This window comes from Roseateles sp. NT4, assembly GCF_051857475.1.
Classification (GTDB): Bacteria; Pseudomonadota; Gammaproteobacteria; order Burkholderiales; family Burkholderiaceae_C; genus Pelomonas.
This window is the reverse complement of record NZ_JBPZGZ010000002.1, coordinates 598628-617683: the sequence shown is the minus strand read 5'-3', so window position 1 is coordinate 617683 and position 19056 is coordinate 598628. Positions and strand designations below refer to the sequence as shown.

General features: G+C 66.8%; 16 protein-coding genes. 10 read left to right on the top strand and 6 right to left on the bottom strand.

Annotated features, from left to right (window positions below):
- Nucleotides 1-2: 2 nt before the first annotated feature.
- Nucleotides 3-1097, top strand: coding sequence for a protein kinase domain-containing protein (locus tag ACS5PN_RS12440; protein WP_439464269.1), 1095 nt, complete (start codon nt 3-5; stop codon nt 1095-1097).
- A gap of 1 nt (nt 1098) precedes the next feature.
- Nucleotides 1099-2727 carry a hypothetical protein gene (locus ACS5PN_RS12435; protein WP_439464268.1) on the top strand — a complete coding sequence of 543 codons (1629 nt, stop codon included), beginning with the start codon at nt 1099-1101 and terminating at the stop codon, nt 2725-2727.
- A 19-nt stretch (nt 2728-2746) separates the two neighbouring features.
- On the opposite strand, the gene ACS5PN_RS12430 is transcribed toward ACS5PN_RS12435, so the two are convergent.
- The gene (locus tag ACS5PN_RS12430; RefSeq protein ID WP_439464267.1) at nt 2747-3175 is read right to left on the bottom strand and encodes a GNAT family N-acetyltransferase; all 429 of its coding nucleotides are present in this window, start codon (nt 3173-3175) and stop codon (nt 2747-2749) included.
- 125 nt (nt 3176-3300) lie between these two features.
- On the opposite strand from ACS5PN_RS12430, the gene ACS5PN_RS12425 reads away from it, so the two are divergent.
- Nucleotides 3301-3744, top strand: coding sequence for a BPSL0761 family protein (locus ACS5PN_RS12425; protein WP_439464266.1), 444 nt, complete (start codon nt 3301-3303; stop codon nt 3742-3744).
- A 426-nt stretch (nt 3745-4170) separates the two neighbouring features.
- Here ACS5PN_RS12425 and ssb read toward each other — a convergent pair whose 3' ends face one another.
- Nucleotides 4171-4725: a single-stranded DNA-binding protein gene (ssb, locus tag ACS5PN_RS12420; RefSeq protein ID WP_439464265.1), complete on the bottom strand. Its 555-nt coding sequence runs from the start codon at nt 4723-4725 to the stop codon at nt 4171-4173.
- Nucleotides 4726-4883: 158 nt separating this feature from the next.
- On the opposite strand from ssb, the gene ACS5PN_RS12415 reads away from it, so the two are divergent.
- From ACS5PN_RS12415 to ACS5PN_RS12405, 3 genes are read left to right on the top strand one after another with little or no spacing between them, the layout of a single operon-like run.
- Nucleotides 4884-5987 (top strand): sensor histidine kinase, encoded by a 1104-nt coding sequence (locus tag ACS5PN_RS12415; RefSeq protein WP_439464264.1) that lies wholly within the window; start codon nt 4884-4886, stop codon nt 5985-5987.
- 2 nt (nt 5988-5989) lie between these two features.
- A complete protein-coding gene (locus ACS5PN_RS12410) occupies nt 5990-6733 on the top strand; it encodes a LytR/AlgR family response regulator transcription factor (protein ID WP_439464263.1) in 744 nt (247 codons plus the stop codon).
- The gene (locus tag ACS5PN_RS12405; protein ID WP_439464262.1) at nt 6730-7539 is read left to right on the top strand and encodes a head GIN domain-containing protein; all 810 of its coding nucleotides are present in this window, start codon (nt 6730-6732) and stop codon (nt 7537-7539) included. The genes ACS5PN_RS12410 and ACS5PN_RS12405 overlap by 4 nt, the downstream gene beginning before the upstream one ends.
- A gap of 28 nt (nt 7540-7567) precedes the next feature.
- Here ACS5PN_RS12405 and ACS5PN_RS12400 read toward each other — a convergent pair whose 3' ends face one another.
- Nucleotides 7568-8782 carry a vanadium-dependent haloperoxidase gene (locus tag ACS5PN_RS12400; RefSeq protein ID WP_439464261.1) on the bottom strand — a complete coding sequence of 405 codons (1215 nt, stop codon included), beginning with the start codon at nt 8780-8782 and terminating at the stop codon, nt 7568-7570.
- Between the two features lie 240 nt (nt 8783-9022).
- On the opposite strand from ACS5PN_RS12400, the gene ACS5PN_RS12395 reads away from it, so the two are divergent.
- Together ACS5PN_RS12395 and ACS5PN_RS12390 are read left to right on the top strand one after the other, a co-directional pair.
- Nucleotides 9023-14095 (top strand): alpha-2-macroglobulin family protein, encoded by a 5073-nt coding sequence (locus ACS5PN_RS12395; protein WP_439464260.1) that lies wholly within the window; start codon nt 9023-9025, stop codon nt 14093-14095.
- 56 nt (nt 14096-14151) lie between these two features.
- Nucleotides 14152-14769, top strand: a complete 618-nt coding sequence (locus ACS5PN_RS12390) for a hypothetical protein (RefSeq protein ID WP_439464259.1) — start codon at nt 14152-14154, stop codon at nt 14767-14769.
- 14 nt (nt 14770-14783) lie between these two features.
- Here the strand turns inward: ACS5PN_RS12390 and ACS5PN_RS12385 are convergent, their stop codons facing one another.
- A complete protein-coding gene (locus tag ACS5PN_RS12385) occupies nt 14784-15887 on the bottom strand; it encodes an aromatic ring-hydroxylating oxygenase subunit alpha (RefSeq protein ID WP_439464258.1) in 1104 nt (367 codons plus the stop codon).
- A 64-nt stretch (nt 15888-15951) separates the two neighbouring features.
- Here ACS5PN_RS12385 and ACS5PN_RS12380 point away from each other — a divergent pair, with 64 nt between their 5' ends.
- Both ACS5PN_RS12380 and ACS5PN_RS12375 read left to right on the top strand, forming a co-directional pair.
- Complete coding sequence (locus ACS5PN_RS12380; protein ID WP_439464257.1) at nt 15952-16335, top strand: DUF5329 domain-containing protein; 384 nt, start codon at nt 15952-15954, stop codon at nt 16333-16335.
- Between the two features lie 27 nt (nt 16336-16362).
- Nucleotides 16363-16815, top strand: a complete 453-nt coding sequence (locus ACS5PN_RS12375; protein ID WP_439464256.1) for a hypothetical protein — start codon at nt 16363-16365, stop codon at nt 16813-16815.
- 15 nt (nt 16816-16830) lie between these two features.
- Here the strand turns inward: ACS5PN_RS12375 and ACS5PN_RS12370 are convergent, their stop codons facing one another.
- Entirely contained in the window at nt 16831-17364 is a 534-nt protein-coding gene (locus tag ACS5PN_RS12370; protein ID WP_439464255.1) for a PEP-CTERM sorting domain-containing protein, read from the bottom strand.
- Between the two features lie 23 nt (nt 17365-17387).
- Nucleotides 17388-18992: a DUF4331 domain-containing protein gene (locus ACS5PN_RS12365; RefSeq protein ID WP_439464254.1), complete on the bottom strand. Its 1605-nt coding sequence runs from the start codon at nt 18990-18992 to the stop codon at nt 17388-17390.
- Between the last annotated feature and the right edge of the window lie 64 nt (nt 18993-19056).

Genomic DNA, 19056 nt, shown 5'->3' with positions numbered 1-19056 from the left:
ACATGAGTGCAGTTCCAAGCGAGAACCCCGCTTTTGACCTCGTGGGGCAGACCATCGCCGACGGCTGGTTGGTCACGACGAGGCTCCCCCGCAAGAACGAGCCCGGCGGTGAGCACCAGACTGGCGGCAACTTCTCGATCGGCTACATCGCAACCAAGGGTGGCAAGAAGGCCTTCGTAAAGGCCATTGATGTGCAGGGCGTGATCGAGGATCGGCACAGCGGCTTGAAATTGGTGCCGCGCCTGAAGCGCATGACGGACAGCCATACCTTCGAAAGCACCATCCTCGAGGTCTGCAAGAAGGCGAAGCTTGATCGCATCGTGGAGGTCATCGCCAGCGATGACATCGAGGTGCCGAGTGCGCCTCACGGCATACCGGTTCCGTTCATCATGTTCGAACTGGCAGAAGGCGATATTCGCAAGGCGATCGACGCCAGCGAAAAGATTGACACCGCCTGGAAGCTCAAAGTGCTGCACCACGTCGCGGTGGGCATCCAGCAGCTTCATCGGCACGACATTTCCCATCAAGACCTCAAGCCGTCGAACGTACTGCTGTTCGGGAAGAAGTCCGTAGTTGCCAAGATCGGCGACATGGGGCGCTCGTCCCGACGAGGACTCGTCGCCGAGCATGATGACTGCGACGTCCCTGGCGCGGTCGCCTATGCGCCTCCTGAACAGGTTTTCGGTATCAGGCCCGAGCGATGGGAAGACCGGCGCGAGGGCTGCGACGTGTATCACCTGGGAGCGATGGCCGCTTTCCTATTCACCGGTGTGGTTCTGTCCGCGAGGCTTTCCCAAGCTCTCCCCGTCGACATGCGTCCGTATCTATGGGGAGGCCAGTCGGGCTGTGACTACGACACGGCACTGCCCATCCTGAAGAGAGCCTTGGCCGAGTTCGTCGCCGATAGCCAAACCTCCCTGCCGGTTTGGGCCGCTGAGGAGTTGAGCCAGATCATCCTGACCGCATGCGACCCGGACTGGCGCGTTCGCGGGGACTCGAAAGCTCGCCAGAGTCTCGCCAACAACGTCGGCATTGATGCCTACGTTTCGCGCTTTGACCGCCTGGCCAAGAACGCAGCAGTGAAGACGAGGAACTAGCGTGCTTCGCGACAAAACTCAGGCCCGCCGAATCGTCCCTCGGTGGCGTGCCTCGGGGCTGGCGGCAGCGTCTGCCGACTTCGGAGCATTGAAGAAGTCGGGCGCACGGCTCGCGCGCGCTGCGGACTCAAGGGGTACAGCCTTCCAGGCATTCACTGAAGAGCGCAGCCTTGGGACAGCGTCGGACGCCCTCGCTGAGGCCCTTCTTGAGCGCAACACTGAATCCGCCAAGAGTGCCGCCACATTCGTCATCCAGAACAGCATAGACGCGCCAGCGCCGCTAGTTCGATTGGCCAACGATACGCTGGGCAAAGATGCGTCGGTGCCGGGTCAGCTGCCGGCGCTTGGGGAGTTGGATGTCGCTCGTTGGCGGGCAATCTTGCGTCTATCCCCAAGAAACGCGGCAGTGTGGGCAGACATGGCTCGGCACTATTCGAGTCAAGGCGACCGAAGAAAAGCGATGAAGTGCATGAAGACGGCGCTGCAACTTGCGCCCGACCATCGCTGGATGCTTCGAACTGCCTCACGCTTTTTGGTTCATCAGGATGAAGCTGCAGCGGCGCACAAGCTGCTGGCCAACCATCCGCGCACCAAGACGGATCCGTGGCTGATGGCTGCCGAGTTGGCTTGCGCGCATATTGCGGGGAAGGCCCCAAAGTTTTGGAAGACTGCCAACGACGCTCTGCGATTCGATCATTTCGCAGCTGGCCATATTTCCGAACTGGCCACGGCCATCAGCATGATGGAGTTGGAAAGTGGGAAGCGGAAGCAGGCCAGAAAACTGGTGCAGCGAGCCCTCATTGCTCCGACCGAAAACACCCTAGCGCAGGTGCTGTGGGCAAAGGAGTCCAGACATCTCGGCGATGGAATAGAAGGGCTTGACAAGTTGATCGGTGCACGCCGTGACGCCTATGAAGCGGCCTACAAGATCCGGTTGAAGCGCGGTGACATTCAGGATGCCATCAAAGCGTGCCAGCTGTGGGTGCGGGATGAGCCGTTTGCCTCTAGGCCAAAGATCGAGACGAGCTTCGTCGCCTCCCTTCTCGATGATCACGACCTGGTCATCAGAACCGCCAAGGAGGCGCTGAGGATCGATGGCCGGCTTCCCAATGTGCTTGAGCTGAACCAGCTGTTCTCCCAACTTAGTTCAGGAAAACTCGATCTGCGCGATCCAGCCGTCTCACAAAAAATTCTGAACCGCTTGAAGGCGTTTCAAGAACTTGGGGGCTCGCTTGCGGTTCACGCCACTGCGAATCTCGCTCTGCTCGCATATCGCAGTGGCAACGCGGAAGTGGGCAAGGACCTTTACCGCTTGGCAATTGATCTCGCGCGCAAGAACGACGGCATCGAGAGTGCTGCCATGGCAGCCACCTTCGCTGCTCGCGAGGCGATCCTCGCTGGCGCTCCTGATGCCGACGCCCAACTCGAAGAGGCGATTCAGTTGGCGGAGCGTTCAGGCAGTGAAGCTGCAAGCTTCTACAACAGAAAGCTTCTGGCACTTAGTGCAACACCAGAACGTGCCGGGCTGATTCTCTCGCCAAGTTCGACGGCCGACTTCCTCAAGCCCGTCAAGATTCTCGAGATCGCGAAAGACCAGGGTGGCTTTGTTCTTACCGTCGGACGCACCTAAGGAACGGCTGCTCTGCTTTTCAAAATGGAGAGCCATCAAAGGTCCTCAGCTCCCCAGGCGGCATATCCAATTCGCGTAGCAACTTCTGCCACCACCCCACATCACGCCACGCGCCGTGCTTGAAGCCCACGCTGCGGTAGACGCCGATGGGTTGGAAACCGAGCGCCTCGTGTAGGCCCAAGCTACCCGCGTTGGGCAGTGCCACGCCGGCGAAGGCCTGGCAGTAACCCAACTCAGCCAGTAGTGGCAGCAGGCGACCATAAAGCGCCCGACCCACGCCGTGGCTGCGCATGTCGTCGCGCACGTAGATGGTGGTGTCGACCGACCATTGATAGGCGGCGCGTTCCTTGTGCTTGCTGGCGTAGACGTAGCCGCTGACGGTGCCAGCCGTGTCTTCAGCGACCAACCAGGGCAGCGTGGTCAGCGTCTTCTGGATGCGCGCGCGCATTTCGGTTGCATCGGGCGCGGGTCGATCTCGAAGGAGATCGTCGTGTGCTGCACGATGGGGCCATAGATGTCCGTGCCGCCACATTCGAAGTTTGAATACGCGTCGGCGCACGCCATGCTGCGCGAATGTCGACGCTGGAAGAACGCCTCAGATCACTGCGCGACGGCCGCTTGCTACTTGCGGCCCTAGTCAGCGCTGATGCCTTGTCTCCGGCATTGCGAGATCTTGCAGCGGGCGCGTTGCAGCGCTATCCGGACGATCAGGCCATCCATCACAGACTGCGCGGCACTGAAGCCAGTCAGGCATTGGCGTGGGGAGAGGCCTTAGCGGTGACTCGTACCCTGATCGAGGCCTTGATGGAACGGCGGCCTGGCGACGATCCCTGGAGGCAATGGGCTCGTGGAGTGGATCGGCACTTTCCTGAGGCCCGGTACCTTCCCAGCGGCATCACTTCGTGTGAGCGTTGGTCCGCAGTATTCCTTGATCCCTGGGTGGGCTTGGAGAGTGTGAGCTATCCATGTGGGTCCGCCGACGAGATCAAAGACGGAAAACGACGACCCTCGGCTTAGTTGTCCACAGGCAGATTTCTGGTCAGGACAAGAACTGAGAGGCCAATCCGGTCAGTGAAAGCCGGCACTAGCGGTCAGCGGTGCTGGAATACGCAGGCAGCAGTGCATCGCCAGCGGCGTATGCGCATGAGAAGTGTTATAGCGAAGCTGGAGTTCCCTGAACTCCAGTAGTCGGGCGAAACGACAGTGCGCGGGGCCGGGCGCTACGCGCCCGGCAGGTCCGTGGACAACGCGCTGCGTTGCCCACCGACAAATTGAGAAGCTCTCTCAACTCCCAATTCGAGCCTTTTCGCTACCCACAAACTCACCTAAGTAATCGAGGAGCTTCTCGGCCACAAGAGCTCGATTTGCGTGTGGGTACAAAAAAAAGGGCCCGCTCCCTGCGAGAAGCGGGCCACTACCCACAGAAAGTGAGTCTATTGACACTCAGAACGGAATATCGTCGTCCATGTCGTCAAAGCCGGTCGACGCCTTGGGCGCCGGGGCCGGAGCGCGCTGGGGCGCCGGGCGCTGGGCCGCGGCCGGGCGGGCCGCCGGACGGCCACCGCCGCCTTCCATGTCGTCGCCGCCACCGCGGCTGTAACCGCCGCCGCCGCCAGCGCCACGGCTGTAGCCGCCACCGCCGCCTTCGTCACCGCCGCCGCCTTCACGGCCGCCGAGCAGCTGCATTTCGCTGGCGATGATTTCGGTCGTGTAGGTGTCGCGGCCTTCCTTGTCCTGCCACTTGCGGGTCTTCAGGCGGCCTTCGACATAGAGGGGGCGGCCCTTCTTGACGTACTCGCCGACGATCTCGGCCAGGCGGTCGTTGAAGACGACGCGGTGCCATTCGGTCTCTTCCTGGCGCTCGCCGGTCTCGCGGTTCTTCCAGTTGCGGGTGGTGGCGAGGCTCAGGGTGACCCAGGCGCCGCCGCTGGGGTTGTAGCGAACTTCGGGGTCTTTGCCGACGTTGCCGATGATGATGACTTTGTTGACGCTGGCCATGACGCTCGCCTGAATTCGATGGGAAAGGGGATGAATTATGCCGGCCACCCCCGCCAAACCCCGTCAGCAACACCCCGGAGACCGCATCCCGCACCCCGGGGCCTGCACTTCGTCTCCCCACCCGCCGGCCGCCCGCCGGCCCTCCCTAAGATGAAGCCATGAACACTTCGGGTCACCGCCACGCCAACCGCCACAGCAATCGGCGCTTGTGGTTGGCGTACGCCGGCGCCTGCGCCCTGGCCTGGTGCCTGTTCGTGCTGGCCGGCAGCGAGTTCGACCGCGGCCTGGACCCCTTCTGGCTGGCCGTCTACCAGGCCACCACCATGCTGTGGGCGCCCATGCTGCTGGGTATCGCCGTCTGGCCGGCGGCCCGCCGCCTGCACGACAACGACGCCGGCGCCGCGGCGACCGGCCTGGCGCACGCGATGGCGGCGCTGTCGTTCTCTGCGCTGTGGCAGGCCGGCGAGTTCGGCGTCAACGCGGCCCTGTTCGGTACCGACCATGCCGGCGCCGTGCTGCTGGCCGGCATCCTGTGGCGCTCGGTCTGGGGTTTCGTGGTCTACGCGGCCATCGCCACCGCCTTCAACGCCGTGCTGCAGTCGCGCTCGGCGCGCTCGGCGGCCGTTCATGCCGCCCAGGCCGAAAGCGCCCTGGCCAAGGCCGAGCTGTCGGCCATCAGCGGCAAGCTGAACCCACATTTCCTGTTCAACACGCTGAACTCGCTGATCGCCCTGACGCGCAAGGACCCGGCCGCTGCCGAAGCCTCGCTGCTGAAGTTCTCCTCCATGCTGCGCTATGTGCTGGACACCAAGCGCGGCGCCGAGGACCGCGTCATGCTCTCCGACGAGATCGACTTCCTGCGCGACTACCTGGCCCTGGAGGCCCTGCGCCTGGGCCCGCGCCTGCGGGTGGACTGGGACCTGGAGGAGCGCGTGATGGCCGACGAGCTGCCGCCGCTGACGCTGCAGCCCCTGGTCGAGAACTCCATCCTGCATGCCGTGGCCAACCGCAAGGGCGGCGGCAAGGTGACCATCAGCGCGCGCCGCAATGCCCTCAACCATGGCCTGGACCTGGCCGTGGCCGACGACGGCCCGGGCTGCGAGCCCGAGGCCCTGGAACCCAAGCCCGGCCAGCGCCGCGGCGTGGGCCTGGCGGCGCTGAAGAAGCGTTTTGCCCTGGACTACGACGGCAACGCGCGCCTGCGCATTCACACCGCCCCCGGCGCCGGCTTCCGCGTCGACCTCTTCATTCCGCAGACCTGACCATGAGCACCACCACCGTCCTGATTGCCGAAGACGAACACCTGGCCGCCGAAGCCCTGGCCGACTGGGTCAAGGCCACGCCGGGCCTGCAGCTGGTGGCGGTCTGCGAAGACGGCGACGAGGCGCTGGCCCAGATCCGCGCGCTCAAGCCCGCCCTGGTGCTGACCGACATCCAGATGCCCGGCCTGACGGGTTTGCAGGTGGTGCAGGCCCTGCAGGGCGAGACCCACCAGCCGCGCATCATCTTCACCACGGCCTATGACCAGCATGCGCTGACGGCCTTCGAGCTGCATGCGGTGGACTATCTGCTCAAGCCCTTCTCGCGCGAGCGCTTCGACGAGGCCATCAGCCATGTGCTGCGCGACGCCGTGCCCAGCCCCGCCGACGTGGCCCAGGCTCTGGGCGCGCCGGCCGACGCGCCGCTGACCCGCCTGCTGGTGCGCGACCAGGGCAAGATCTTCCCGCTGCAGGTGGACGCCATCGAGTGCCTGCGCTCCGACAACAAGTACACCGCCATCACCAGCAAGGGCCGCAGCTTCCTCGTGCGCCTGCCCATTGCCGACTTCGAGACGCGGCTGGATCCGGCGCGCTTCCTGCGCGTGCAGCGCGGCTGCATCGTGAACCTGGATTTCGTCGAGAGCATGACCCCGGACGAGAACTCGCAGCTCGTCGTGCAGCTGCGTGACGGCACGCGCATCACGGCCAACCGCGAGGTCTCCAAGATGTTGAGGGAGCAGTCGCTATGAGAACCCTGTTGCTGACCCTGCTGATGGCCGCCGGCCTGGCCCAGGCCCAGACAGCGCCGCCCGCTCAGCCCGCGCCGCCGGCCAGCCCGGCCCCCGCACCCGCGATGGCACCGCGGCCCCTGCCGCAGCCCATGCCCATGGTGCGCCCCGTGCCGCCGCTGCCGCCCGAACCCGGCCGCGTCTACGCCCCCGGCGCCTTCGACAAGCTGGAGCTGGCCGGCGCCGCCCGCGTCATCGTCGTGCAGGGCGACCGCGACCAGGCCTTCATCGCCGGCGACGACGACGTGCAGAAAAACGTCGAGGTCGAGCTGGCCGACCGCCAGCTCGTCATCCGCCCGAGCGGCGGTTGGAAGATCTGGCGCAGCGGCAAGCTCTTTGTGCAGGTCGAGATGCGGGAGGTGCGCCAGCTGTCCGTCTCCGGCGCCAGCGACGTGCAGGCGCCCGGGCCGCTGCGCTCCGACCAGCTCAAGCTCAGCATCAGCGGCTCGGGCAATGTGAGGCTGGACCAGCTGCAGGTCAAGCAACTCGTCTTCACCATCTCCGGCGCCGGCGACGGCCAGCTGGGCGGCCACGTCGACGATCTGGCCCTGCAGATCTCCGGCAAGGGCCGGGTGATGGCCGAGCGCATGCAGGCCCAGCGCGCCCGCGTCAACGTCAGCGGCCTGGGCAATGTGGTGCTTTGGGTCACCGACGACCTGGCCGCCCACATCTCCGGCGTCGGTTCGGTCGATTACTTCGGCAGCCCCTCGGTGCAGCGTTCGGTGTCGGGCATGGGCTCGATCAGCGCCCGCGGCGAGAAGCGCTGAAGCGCTGAAGCGCTTCAACCAGGCCTCGTCAGCGCAACAGCTTGGCCGCGGACACCTCGCCGACCTTGGCGCCCAGTGCCCGCCCGACTTCGCCCGAATTGCGGTAATGCACGCCGTCATAGATCCGGGCGTTGATCACCTCCTGCGTGAAGGCGTCCACGCTGCTCCATGAGCGGGTGACGCCGGGCAAGGTCGGGCTGGTGCTGGACAGGCGCGGCGTCGGCCCGTTGCCGATCTCGGCTTTCAGGACCGCCCCCAGCGCGCCGGCGATGGTGCAGTGGGCACAAGGGTATTCGGGGTGCATCGGCGTCTCGATGAAGGGCAGCCAGCCGGCATCGCGCTCGGTGGCGTCGTTGCCGTCCTGGTCGCCGTTGCGGATCGCCGTGAACGGACGCCAGAAGTGGTAGTGGTACTTGGCCTCGAAGACGGCCTCGATGGCGTCGACCATCGCCTGCGCGCTGGCCGCCAGGAAGCGCGCGTTCTGCGTGACGTCGCGCCCGGGCTGCAGCGCCACCGAGCGCGCGATGGGGTAGTAGACCGTCGGCGTCGTGGCGGTCCAGAAGCGGGCGATCTCGGTCTGCTCCGCACTGCGCTGGCTGCCCGTGCGTGCGCCAAAAGCCTTGACTTCGTTGTAGTCGCGGGCCCAGACCGCGCTCTTCAGGTCAGGGGGCGGACCGGGCCGGAACTGATCGATCCGGTCCAGCACCCAGCAGCGCGCCGCTGGCAAGTCGGCATTGGCTGGCACCACCGTCGGCACATAGTTGCCGGGGCTCGTGACGGGCCGGTAGAAGACCGTGGGCGCTCCCGTCGGCGCCCGCAGCGCCAGGATGCCGGCGACGGCTTTCTCGCCCAGGGCGATGCCGTCGGCCTTGGCAGGTCCTTCGGCAATGGTGGCCAGGGCCGCCTGGTAGGCCGCCTCGACCGCCGCCCCCTGCGTCGTGGCCATGCGGTTCAGCACGGCGCGATTGGCTGCAGCCACCGCGGCTTCCACCGAGGCGCCGGCCGGTGCCTCCAGCTTCAGATAACCCGACTGCGGATAGCGCCGGGTGATGGCGTTGACCGACTCGAACACGGCCGCCTGGATCAGCACCATCGGTGCCTGGCCCCAAGGCCCGGCCTGGTGGGCCACCGCGATTTCGCTGGCCTTCTGGTTCCAGTCGGTGACCACGTCGGCCTGCACGCCCGCTGCCAGCAGCAGCGGCAGTGTGAAGGCACTCAGACGCTTCACGCTCGATGGGTTCATGGCCGTTCCTGAAGTTGCAGAAGGAGGGTCGATCATGGGGCGCCGACCCGGTGGGGTGCAATGCCGGGATCCCCGGCTCTCCTGCCACTGGGGGAGGGCGGGCAACGCATGACGATCGCCGGCTTCATCAACCTTGAGGAAACCGGGACTCGCATCAGCGCCCGCGGCGAGAAGAAACCTTCCGTGGACAGCCGCTGAGCCCTGCCTAAACTCCGCGCCAACATCGCAGAGAGGATTTCCATGGTCACGTGGAAGAAGGCCGTCATGGCCCTGGTCGGCGCGGGCGCCGTGTTGGGTGGCGGTTGGTGGGTGGCGCAGCGGCAATCCGGGCCCGCCCTGCCCAGCAGTGCCGAGATCGGCGGCGAGCAGGCCGCCTTCGCGCTGCTGGACTGCAAGGCGCGTCTCTTCGACGGCTCACCGGCGATCGCGCTGAGCTTCACCCAGCCGCTGGATGCCAAGCAGGACTTCGGCGCCCTCGTCACGGCCCAGGAAGGCGCCGCGCCGACGGTCAAGGACGACAAGAAGGTGCCGGCTCCCGACGCCAGCTTCAAGCCGCTGGCCGCCCGCTGGGTGCTGGGCGACAACCCGCGCGTCCTCTACCTGCCCTTCGTGACGCCGGACCGCAGCTTCCGCTTCGTCTTCAACGCCCAGCTGGCGGCCCGTGGCGGCGCCAAGCTCGCCACGGCGCAGAACTGCGAGGCCGTCAGCGAGGCCATGCCCGACGCCTACTACTTCGCCAGCCGCGGCCTGGTGCTGCCGGCGGGCCAGAACGGCGGCCTGCCCGTCGTCACCATCAACACGCCCGAGGTGGACGTGCAGTTCCTGCGCATCAAGCCCGCCTCGCTGCCGGCCTTCCTGGAGCAGGTCAGCGGCCGGCGTGAGCGCAACGTCAACTCCGGCGAGGAGGATGGCGAGGGCGGCTACTACTACGACGGCTACAGCGACAACCAGCGCCGCCTGAAGGGCACCGTGGGCGGCTGGGTGCTGGACGAGCTGCGCGCGATGAGCGAGAGCGTCTACATCGGCCGCTTCACGACGGACGCACGGCCGAACCGCCGCAATGTCAGCTTCCTGCCCGTCGAGGGCATCAAGGAGCTGCAGGAGCCCGGCATCTACGTGGCGATCATGAACCAGCCCGGCCGCTTCGGCTGGGACTACCAGGTCACGCATTACTACGTCACCGATGTCGGCCTGCACCTGCGCCGGCATGCCGCGCAGCTGGACGTGTTCGCCACCTCGCTGAAGAGCGGCGGCGCGCTGTCGGGGGTGGAGCTCAGCCTCGTCGACGAGGGCGGCAAGGCGCTGGCCCAGGCCCAGACCGATGGTGACGGCCATGCCGTCTTCACCGGCAGCAGCGACAAGGCCCGCGCCGTGCTGGCGCGCAAGGGCAAGGAGATGTCGGTGCTGTCGCTGCGCGACGCGGCCCTGGACCTGAGCGAGTTCGACGCCACCGGCCACCCCTCGCGCAGCAACAAGCTCTTCGTCTACTCGGGCCGCGACCTCTACCGGCCGGGTGAGAACTTCCAGGTCTCGGTGCTGGCCCGCGATGCCGACGGCAAGCCCCTGCCCAAGCCGCTGCCCATCACGCTGACGGTCAAGAAGCCCGACGGCAGCAAGCTCGTCGAGCAGCTGGTGCAGCCGAACAAGGCCGGCACCGGCTACTACCAGCAGGGCATCACCCTGCCCGCCGATGCGCCCACCGGCGGCTGGACCATCCAGGCCCGCGTCGACCCCGGGGCCAAGACGCCGGACACGCAATGGGCATTCAAGGTCGAGGAGTTCCTGCCCGAGCGCATGAAGCTCACGCTGACGGCGCCCGAGGGCGTGCTGACCGGAACCGGCGGATTGAGCGTGCAGGCCCAGGGCGACTACCTCTACGGCGCACCGGCCGCCGGCAACCGCCTGCAGGCCAGCGCCTATTCCGAGCGGCTGCTGATGCCACTGCCGGCCAAGCTGCCCGGCTTCATCTTCGGCGACCTCGCCGACGACAAGGCCAAGAACCGCCAGGACCTGGAGGAGCAGGAGCTGGACGCCGAAGGCAAGGCCAGCATGGACATCGCGACGGCCTTTGGCGAGCGCAAGTCGCCGATGCGCGTGCGCGCCGCCTTCAGCCTGCTGGAGTCTGGCGGCCGTCCGGTCGTGCGCGCCATCGAGCGCACCTGGTGGCCGGCGCCCGTGCTGGTCGGTGCGCGGCCCCTGTTCGACCGCAATGTGTCGCCCGAGAACGGCCTGGCCGAGTTCGAGCTGGCCCGCGTGGATGCGTCCGGTAACTTCAAGCCGACCAAGGAAGTCCAGCTCAAGCTCATCTACGAAGAGCGCCAGTGGTATTGGCGTTATGACGACGGCCGCGGCTGGAACTCGGGCTTCAACGTCAACGAGGAGCTGGTCGAGGCGCGCAGCGTCGCACTGAAGGAGCGCACCAAGATTGCCCTCCCGGTGCGCTGGGGCCGCTACCGCCTGGAGGTCATGGACCCCGACACCGGCCTGACGCTGCGCTATGGCTTCTATGCCGGCTACGGCGCCCAGGACGCCGACGACATCGGTAACCGGCCCGACCGCGTGCAGCTCAAGCTGCAGGGCGCCCCCTTCAAGCCGGGCGACATCGCCAAGCTGGCCATCAAGCCGCCGCATGACGGCGAGGCCATCGTCACCGTGGAAGGCGACCGCGTGCTGTGGACCAAGCGCATGGCCGTGAAGGCCAGCGGCACGGACATCGAGATCCCGGTCGACGCGAGCTGGGCCCGCCACGACCTCTACATCACCGTCGCCGCCTTCCGCCCTGGCAGCCAGGGCGACAAGGTGACGCCGGCCCGGGCCCTGGGCCTGGTGCACCTGCCGCTGAACCGCGAGGACCGCAAGCCCAAGCTGGCCCTGAGCGTGCCGGCCAAGACCCAGCCCTCGGTGACGCTGCCCGTCAGCGTCAAGGTGCCGGCGCTCGCCGGCAAGCCGGCCATCGTCACCGTGTCGGCGGTGGACGTGGGCATCCTCAACATCACCAACTACAAGACGCCCGACCCGCAGGACTTTTTCTTCGGCAAGCACCGCTACGGCGCCGACATGCTGGACCTCTACGGCCGCCTCATCGAGAAGATGGAAGGCAATATGGCCAAGCAGCGCTTCGGCGGTGACGCCGGCAAGCGTGACTCGCAGAGCATGCCGCGCAAGGTGCTGCTGGTGGACCTGTTCAGCGGCCCGGTGCAGCTCGACGCCAAGGGCGAGGCGACCATCAACCTGAAGCTGCCCGACTTCAACGGCACGCTGCGCGTGATGGCTGTCGTGTCGAGTGCCGACAGCTATGCGTCGGCCCAGGCCGAGACGGTGGTCGCCGCGCCGCTGGTGGCCGAGCTCAACATGCCGCGCTTCGTGTCGCCCGGCGACAAGGCAACCATCGCGCTGGATGTGACCAACCTCAGCGGCGCGCCGCAGGAGGTCAAGGTGGCCGTGTCGTCCAGCGGACCGCTGAAGATCAGTGGCGGGGCCGAGACGCTGAAGCTGGCCGACAAGCAGCGCCAGATCCTCAAGTTCCAGGCCGAGGCGCTGGACGCGTCGGGCCTGGCCCCCATCCAGATCAAGGTCACGGCCGGGGCGCTGAACATCACGCGTGAGGCCGCGCTGCAGGTGCAGCCCATCACGCCGCTGGTGCGCGACAGCCGCCGCATCCGGCTGGAGCCGGGCGCCACGCAGGTGGTGGACAAGGCCCTGCTGGACGCCTACTGGGCCGGTTCGGCGACGGTGGCGCTGAGCGTCTCCAACACGCCGCCCATCGACATCAAGGACCAGGTCAAGGGCCTGCTGATGTACCCCTATGGCTGCCTGGAGCAGACGACGTCCAGCGCCTACCCGCTGGTCTTCATCGACGACGAGGCCGCCAAGCGCTGGGGCATGACGCCGGTGCCGCGCGAGGAGCGCGCGAGGCGGCTGGACGGCGCCTTTGCACGCCTGGCAGGCATGCAGCAGCCCAAGGGCGGCTATGGCCTGTGGGCGGCCAGCAGCCCCTACGAGGCCTGGCTGTCGGCCTATGTGACGGGCTTCCTGCAGGACGCGCGCGACAACGGCTTCGCCGTGCCCGAGGCCCAGCTCAAGCGCTCGCTGGACAATCTGCTGGAGCAGTTCCAGCGCGCCCCGGCCCAGCAGACGGCGCCGGCCAAGGACCCCAAGCGTGACGACAAGGGCCGCATCGTCGACTACCGCGACGTCGAGCTGATGCGCATCGCCCACTCGCACTTCGCCGAGGCCGTCCACGCCGGCTACATCCTGGCCCGCGAGCAGAAGGCGCCGCTGGCCACGCTGCGCACCCTGCACGACCAGTACCGCAGCCATGCGCTGTCGCCGCTGCCGCTGGTGCACCTGAGCCTGGCGCTGAAGCTGATGGGCGACGAGGCTCGCGCCAAGGTGGCGCTGGACGAGGCCCTGCAGCGCGGCTACGGCTACCAGCCGGACGACACCAGCAACTACTGGTGGAGCCAATGGCTGGGCGATTACGGCTCACGCGTGCGCGACCGCTCGCTGGCCTATGCGCTGCTGCTGCGCCACAAGGTCACGCACGAGCGGCGCGAGAACCTGCTGTTCGACCTGTCCGACGACTTCAGCCGCCGCAACTACTACTCGACGCAGGAACGCCTCGCCCTCTTCCTCGCCGTGCAGGCCGCCACCAATGGCGCGGGCAAGGACGATGCCTGGAAGACCTCGCTGACGGTCGGTGCCAAGGCCGACGCCTGGAACGGCAGCAGCGTGGGCCAGCAGAGCTTCGAGGTGGCCCAGCTGAAGTCCGGCATTGCGCTGAAGAACGAGGGCAGCACGCCGCTTTACGTCGACGTGACGGGCCAGGGCTATCCCACCAAGCCGCTGACGCCGGTGAGCGACCGCATCGCGGTCGAGCGCGCCATGTTCACGACCGACGGCAAGCCCGTGACAGCGCGCCAGTTCACGACCGGTGAAATGTTCATCGTGCGCCTGCGCGTCAAGGCCAGCCAGACCATCAAGGACGGCCTGGTGGTGGACCGCATCCCGGCCGGCTTCGAGATCGAGAACCTCAACCTCAGCCAGGGCCCCAAGGCCGGCGAGTTCACCGTCGACGGCGTCAACATCGCCCAGGCCAATGCCAACGAGCGCATCGTGCACACCGAGTACCGCGACGACCGCTTCGTCGCCGCCGCGTCCCTGGGTCAGCAGCTGGACATGTTTTACCTGGTGCGCGTGGTGACGCCGGGCAAGTACGTGGTGCCGGCGACGTTTGCGGAGGACATGTACCGGCCGGAGGTGCGGGGGATTGGGAAGGCGGAGGGGGAGATTACGGTGGTGGACAAGAAGTGAGGCGTCTCGTGCAAACGGCAAGCGGTTCCCATGGCCGGCCGATCGCTGCAGGACTTGTGACGCTGATGCTCGCGCTGACCACGCCCCTGTCCGGGTGTGCGCCTGGGGCATCCAGGTATGTCCGCGTGGAGGTGGATAACGCGAAGTATTTCGGCCCGTACTGCAATGGCTCCATGGGCAGGCCCACGCTGGCCTTCTTCCCCTTCAACGGGGTCTTCATTTCGGCCCTGATCGACGAACGGGGCGAGGAGATCGGCATCGGCGTGCATGTGCCGTCGGGTATCACCGCCCAGATCCTGCAGCGAAGCGTGACCATCCGCCCAAAGACCGGCGCCGACAAGCTCCCGATGAGCCTGCCGTTGGAGCCGGCGTCCTATCTGCGCTACAGCGGATTTACTTGGCCGCCGGGTTTCCACACGACCGACCCTTTCGACCGCGAAGACTATTTCGGCGTGCTGGTCGGTGCGGCGAGAACGCCGCCTCGGTTCAACTCGATCGAAGCGCAGAACTTGGGCGCCAAGTGGTATCGCTTCACGGTTTCTGCCAATGTCAAGCGCCTCGATTCCGGGGTGATCGAACTGCCGGCGATGAGGATCAATGGGGTCGAATTCAAGGGGCCGACGATCCCTTACGACAACGTCATCTCGATCTTTCCGTTGCCCATCAACTGCTGATGGCGGCTGCGCACTCAAGCCCCCATCGCCCGCCCAATCAACCGATGAAAGTGATGCACCCCCTGCTCCCTCGTCGGCGAGTAGCGCCCATGTTGATAAAAGCGCGATCTCAACCCCTGCTGCATCGTCATGACGACGGCCTCGTCTTCCATCTCGACCTCGTCCAGCGCACCGCCGGCGCCGCTGCCCAGCAGTTCGGGCTTCCAGACGTAGGAGCGGAAGCGCACCCGCGTCCTCGCGGGGCCGATGGGCATGACCTGGTTCAGCGACAGGCCCCAGGGGTAGAAGTTCAGCATCAGGTTGGGGAACACCCACCAGTAGTAGGCTGCGATTCGCTGACCGAACTCGGCGGCTTCGGGCGGCAGCTCGAAGGCCGCCTCGTGGGCACGCGCCGTGGCGAGCTGCAGGTTGCTCCAGTCGTGCAGCTCGTAGCGGTACTGGCTGAGGTCCAGGGTCTGCGTCAGGCCCGGGTGCACGAAGGGGATGTGCAGGCCTTCGAGGTAGTTCTCGACGTAGAGCGCCCAGTGGGCGTCGAACTCGTAGTCGCGGCTGCGGCTGGCGTCGAGGCGGAAGTCCTGCAGCGGCAGCCAGTGCAGGCGCTGCATGGACGGGCCGAAGAAGGCTTCGAAGCTGTCGAGCGGGTCTTCCAGCGCCACAAAGCCCTGGGCGCCCCAGTCCTGCAGCGGGATGCGCGGCAGATGGTCGCAGGGCCGGGGAAAGTCCAGGGCCTGCTGGAACTCGGGCATGAAGACCATGCGTCCGTCCAGATCGAAGCGCCGCGAGTGGTAGCCGCAGCGGATCTGCGCCGCGTCCTGGCAAGGCTGGTGGATGAGGAGGTTGCCGCGGTGGGTGCAGACATTGCTGAGGCAGCGCAGCGTGCCGGCCGCGTCGCGCGACAGCAGCAGGGGCTCGTCCAGGCTGCCCGGCAAGAGGGTCTCGGGCTGCAGGCTGCCCGGCGCCGCCACGCCATGCAGGTCACCCAGCCATTGCCAACTGCGCGCCAGCACGCGCTCGTACTGCAGGCGCTGCACGGCGGGGTCGAGGTAGAAGGCCTTGTCCAGGGTCTCGGCGCGCGCGACCTCGGGGTTGACCTGCCAGCGGGAAGCGATGTCGTTCATGCAGCACTTTTACCCCCGCACTCCGCGCCGCCGGGCGCGTGTTTGTCCTCGTAGCATCGATCTCATGCGCACTGCTTTTTTCACCCTTCTCTTTTCTCTCGTCACGATCAGCGCCAACGCCGCGCCGCTGCCGCCCGCTGCGCGCGCCGAGGTTGATGCGCTGATGACCCGCCTGCAGTCCTCGGGCTGTGAGTTCAACCGCAATGGCAGCTGGTATTCCGGCGCCGAGGCCAAGGCGCATCTGCTGAAGAAGCTGGACTATCTGGAAGGCAAGGACCTGGTGAAGACGGCCGAGCAGTTCATCGAGAAGGGCGCCTCCACCAGCAGCGCGAGCGGCAAGGCCTATCTGGTGCGCTGCGCGGGCAAGGCGTCGGTGGAGAGCGGGCAGTGGCTGAAGGCGGAATTGCAGCAGCTGCGGGCGGTGCGTGCCGCGTCCAGCCCGCGCTGAAGCCGGCGTCCCGCGACGAGAGCGACCATGACAACACAGCAATTCACCGCCGATGGCAGCGTTCGTGACCGGCTCAAGTACGCGCTGAAGCCCTTGGGTGCGGCCCTGGTGTTGCCGCCGCTGGCATACGGCTTCTTGGGCGCAACGGTCGGCAATGCGCTGACGATGCTGGTGGTGGGGCTTGCAGTCACGCTGCCGCTGATCTGGGGCCGCAGATCGTGGGGCAAGACCATCGCCATCCACGCTGGCGACATCCAGGTCACGCGCCGTGACGGCAGCGTGCTGGCCATCGCGAGCAGCGCCATCACTGCCCTGCTCAACAAGGCCGATTGCGTGGGGGTCGTGTGGCAGGACGGCCAGAAACGCCGCAGCCTGGTCATCGGTGGCGAAGGCTTTTCACCGCAGACCTGGCATCAGCTAACGCAGGCCTTCCAGGCCCTGGATCAGCAACGCAAACAGGCGGCCGTGGCCGCCCCCTGATACCCGACGCGTCGCTCAGCGCCTGCGACGCGTGGCCGCGATCAGCAGCGCCGCCCCCGCCAGCGCAAAGCTGCCTGGCTCGGGCACGGTGGCGATGTTGTCGAGGGCGAAGCCGCTGGTTGCCGAGAAGCTGACCGAGGTCAGCTGCGCCCAGCTGCTGTCGAACAGCACCGATCCCGCATGGGCCAGGTCGATGCTCAACGAAGCCACCTGCGTGCCGCCCAGCACGCCGACCAGGGCCAGCGTGCCGGGACCGAAGCCCAGGTCGTAGCCGGCGACGTCGATGGATTGCAGGCCGAACATGCCGCCACCCAGCAGGCTCAACGTGAAGGGCGTGGTGTCGAAGCCGCCGACCATCGCGCCATCCAGAGGCAGGAAGCTGGCGGCCGGGCCGCTGATGACATAGCCCGCTTCGTTGTAGGTGGCGATGCCGGTGTTGTTGTCGATGTCGATGACACCGGGGTTGTCGAAGTTGACGAAGCCGGCCTGTGCCGCTGCGCTGCTGCCAAGGGCGGCCGCGAGGGTTAGGGCGCTGAGGAAACGATTCATGGTGATGCTCCTGGGGAGGGGGTTCAACGCGAACGGCGAATGGCCGTGGTGGCGGTGGTGGAGGCCGGCGCACCGCCCGCACCCGGGAGGGGTGTGTTGAGGTAGGGGAAGCCGGGCAGCAGCGGTACGACTGCCTGGTCGACGCCGTCGTGCAGCTCCAGCGACGTCGCGCCCAGCGGCACCGCGGCGCGGGTGCAGGCTGGGCCGAACAGGGCACCGCCGTTGTTCAGCCAGCACAGGCCTCCCATGACGGCGGCGAGGGACACGTCGACGACATCGTCCTTGGGCCGGCGGCCGTTGGGAAAGCCGGCCAGGTCGGGCGGGCTCTCGCCATCGCGCAGCGTGCCGACGATTCCCAGGCGGTTCTGCATCGCGAAGGGCCGCGCGGGGACGGCAGTGTTGAGCCGCAGCATCTCCGAACCTACGACATTGGCCGGCTGGTTGACGCCAGGGATGCCGGTCAGGAATGTGGTCACCAGGTCCAGGCGCGGCAGGTTGGTGGGCGCGGCGTTGCCGATGGGCAGCACGGCCGACAGCAGGGCCGGCAGCGTCGGGTTGGTCACGTAGGTGGCGAACTGCCCATCGCCCGTGGGCACCGAGGCGTTGAACTTGTCCTTGTCGGGCAGGCCGATGACGACCTCGTTGACCAGCGGGTTGCCCAGGCGCGAGACCTGCACCCAGCCACCGCCGGTCTTCACCGCGGTGTCGTAGCCGCTGGGCGGCGTGGCGTTGACGATCTGGCTCTGGCGCACGCTGGCCGTCGTCCAGCCGCCGATGACGGTCTCGTTGCCCTGCGTGAGGCAGCTCTTGTGCACCTCCAGTGCCAGCGAGGTGACGTTCTTGTCCTGGATGGAGTTGGCCGCCGCCGCGTTGATCTTGCTGCGGTCGGTGATGACGCCGACGTCGGCATTCACCAGGTCGAAGATGGGACCGAGGTTGACCGCGAAGGCCTCCTGGCGCTGGCCGACGAAGACCTTGGCCGGCATGGCGCAGCCGGGCAGGCTGACGCTGTAGATGTGCTGGGCCGCGTAAGCCGGGTAGTCGGCGATGGTCTTGGTGCCGATGTTGTCCACCGGCTTGTCGAACCAGGTGCCGCCAGCCGGGTTGTTGATGGCCGTGGCCGTGCCGGTGCGGCGGTCGCCGCGGATCAGCGTCAAGGCGAACTTTTCATTGACGTTGAGGGCCGCCGCATTGGGCGCGCTGACGGTGCCGGCCTGGGTCAACGGGATGGGCACGACCTGGTTGCCGATGGGCAGGGTGATGCCCTTGAGCGTGTTCATGAACTTGAACTGGAAGGTCAGGTCTTCCTTCGCGTCGCCGTTGTTGTCGATGTGGATCTCGTAGATGGCGTTCGGGTCCAGCTTGAAGTAGTTGGGGCCGCCGTAGGCATCCTGCAGCGGCAGGTAGTTGGCGATCAGCGTCACATAGCCGGCGCGCCCGCCGCTGCCGTTGGCGGCCACGCCTTCGTAGCTGTTGAACATGTAGAAGTCGGTGCCGTCGACGCGCGGCATGCCGCCGATGGACGGGGCCTCGCGGTGGCTGGAGGCCTGGGCCGGCAAGGCGGCCAGGCTTGCCAACACAGCGGTGGTGATGAGCGCTAGGGTGGGCGCGCGTGATGCGAGTTTCATGAAGGCTCCTGTTTGTGGGTGGGCCGCAAACAGATGGAAACAATCAGCGCTGCGGCTCAACTCA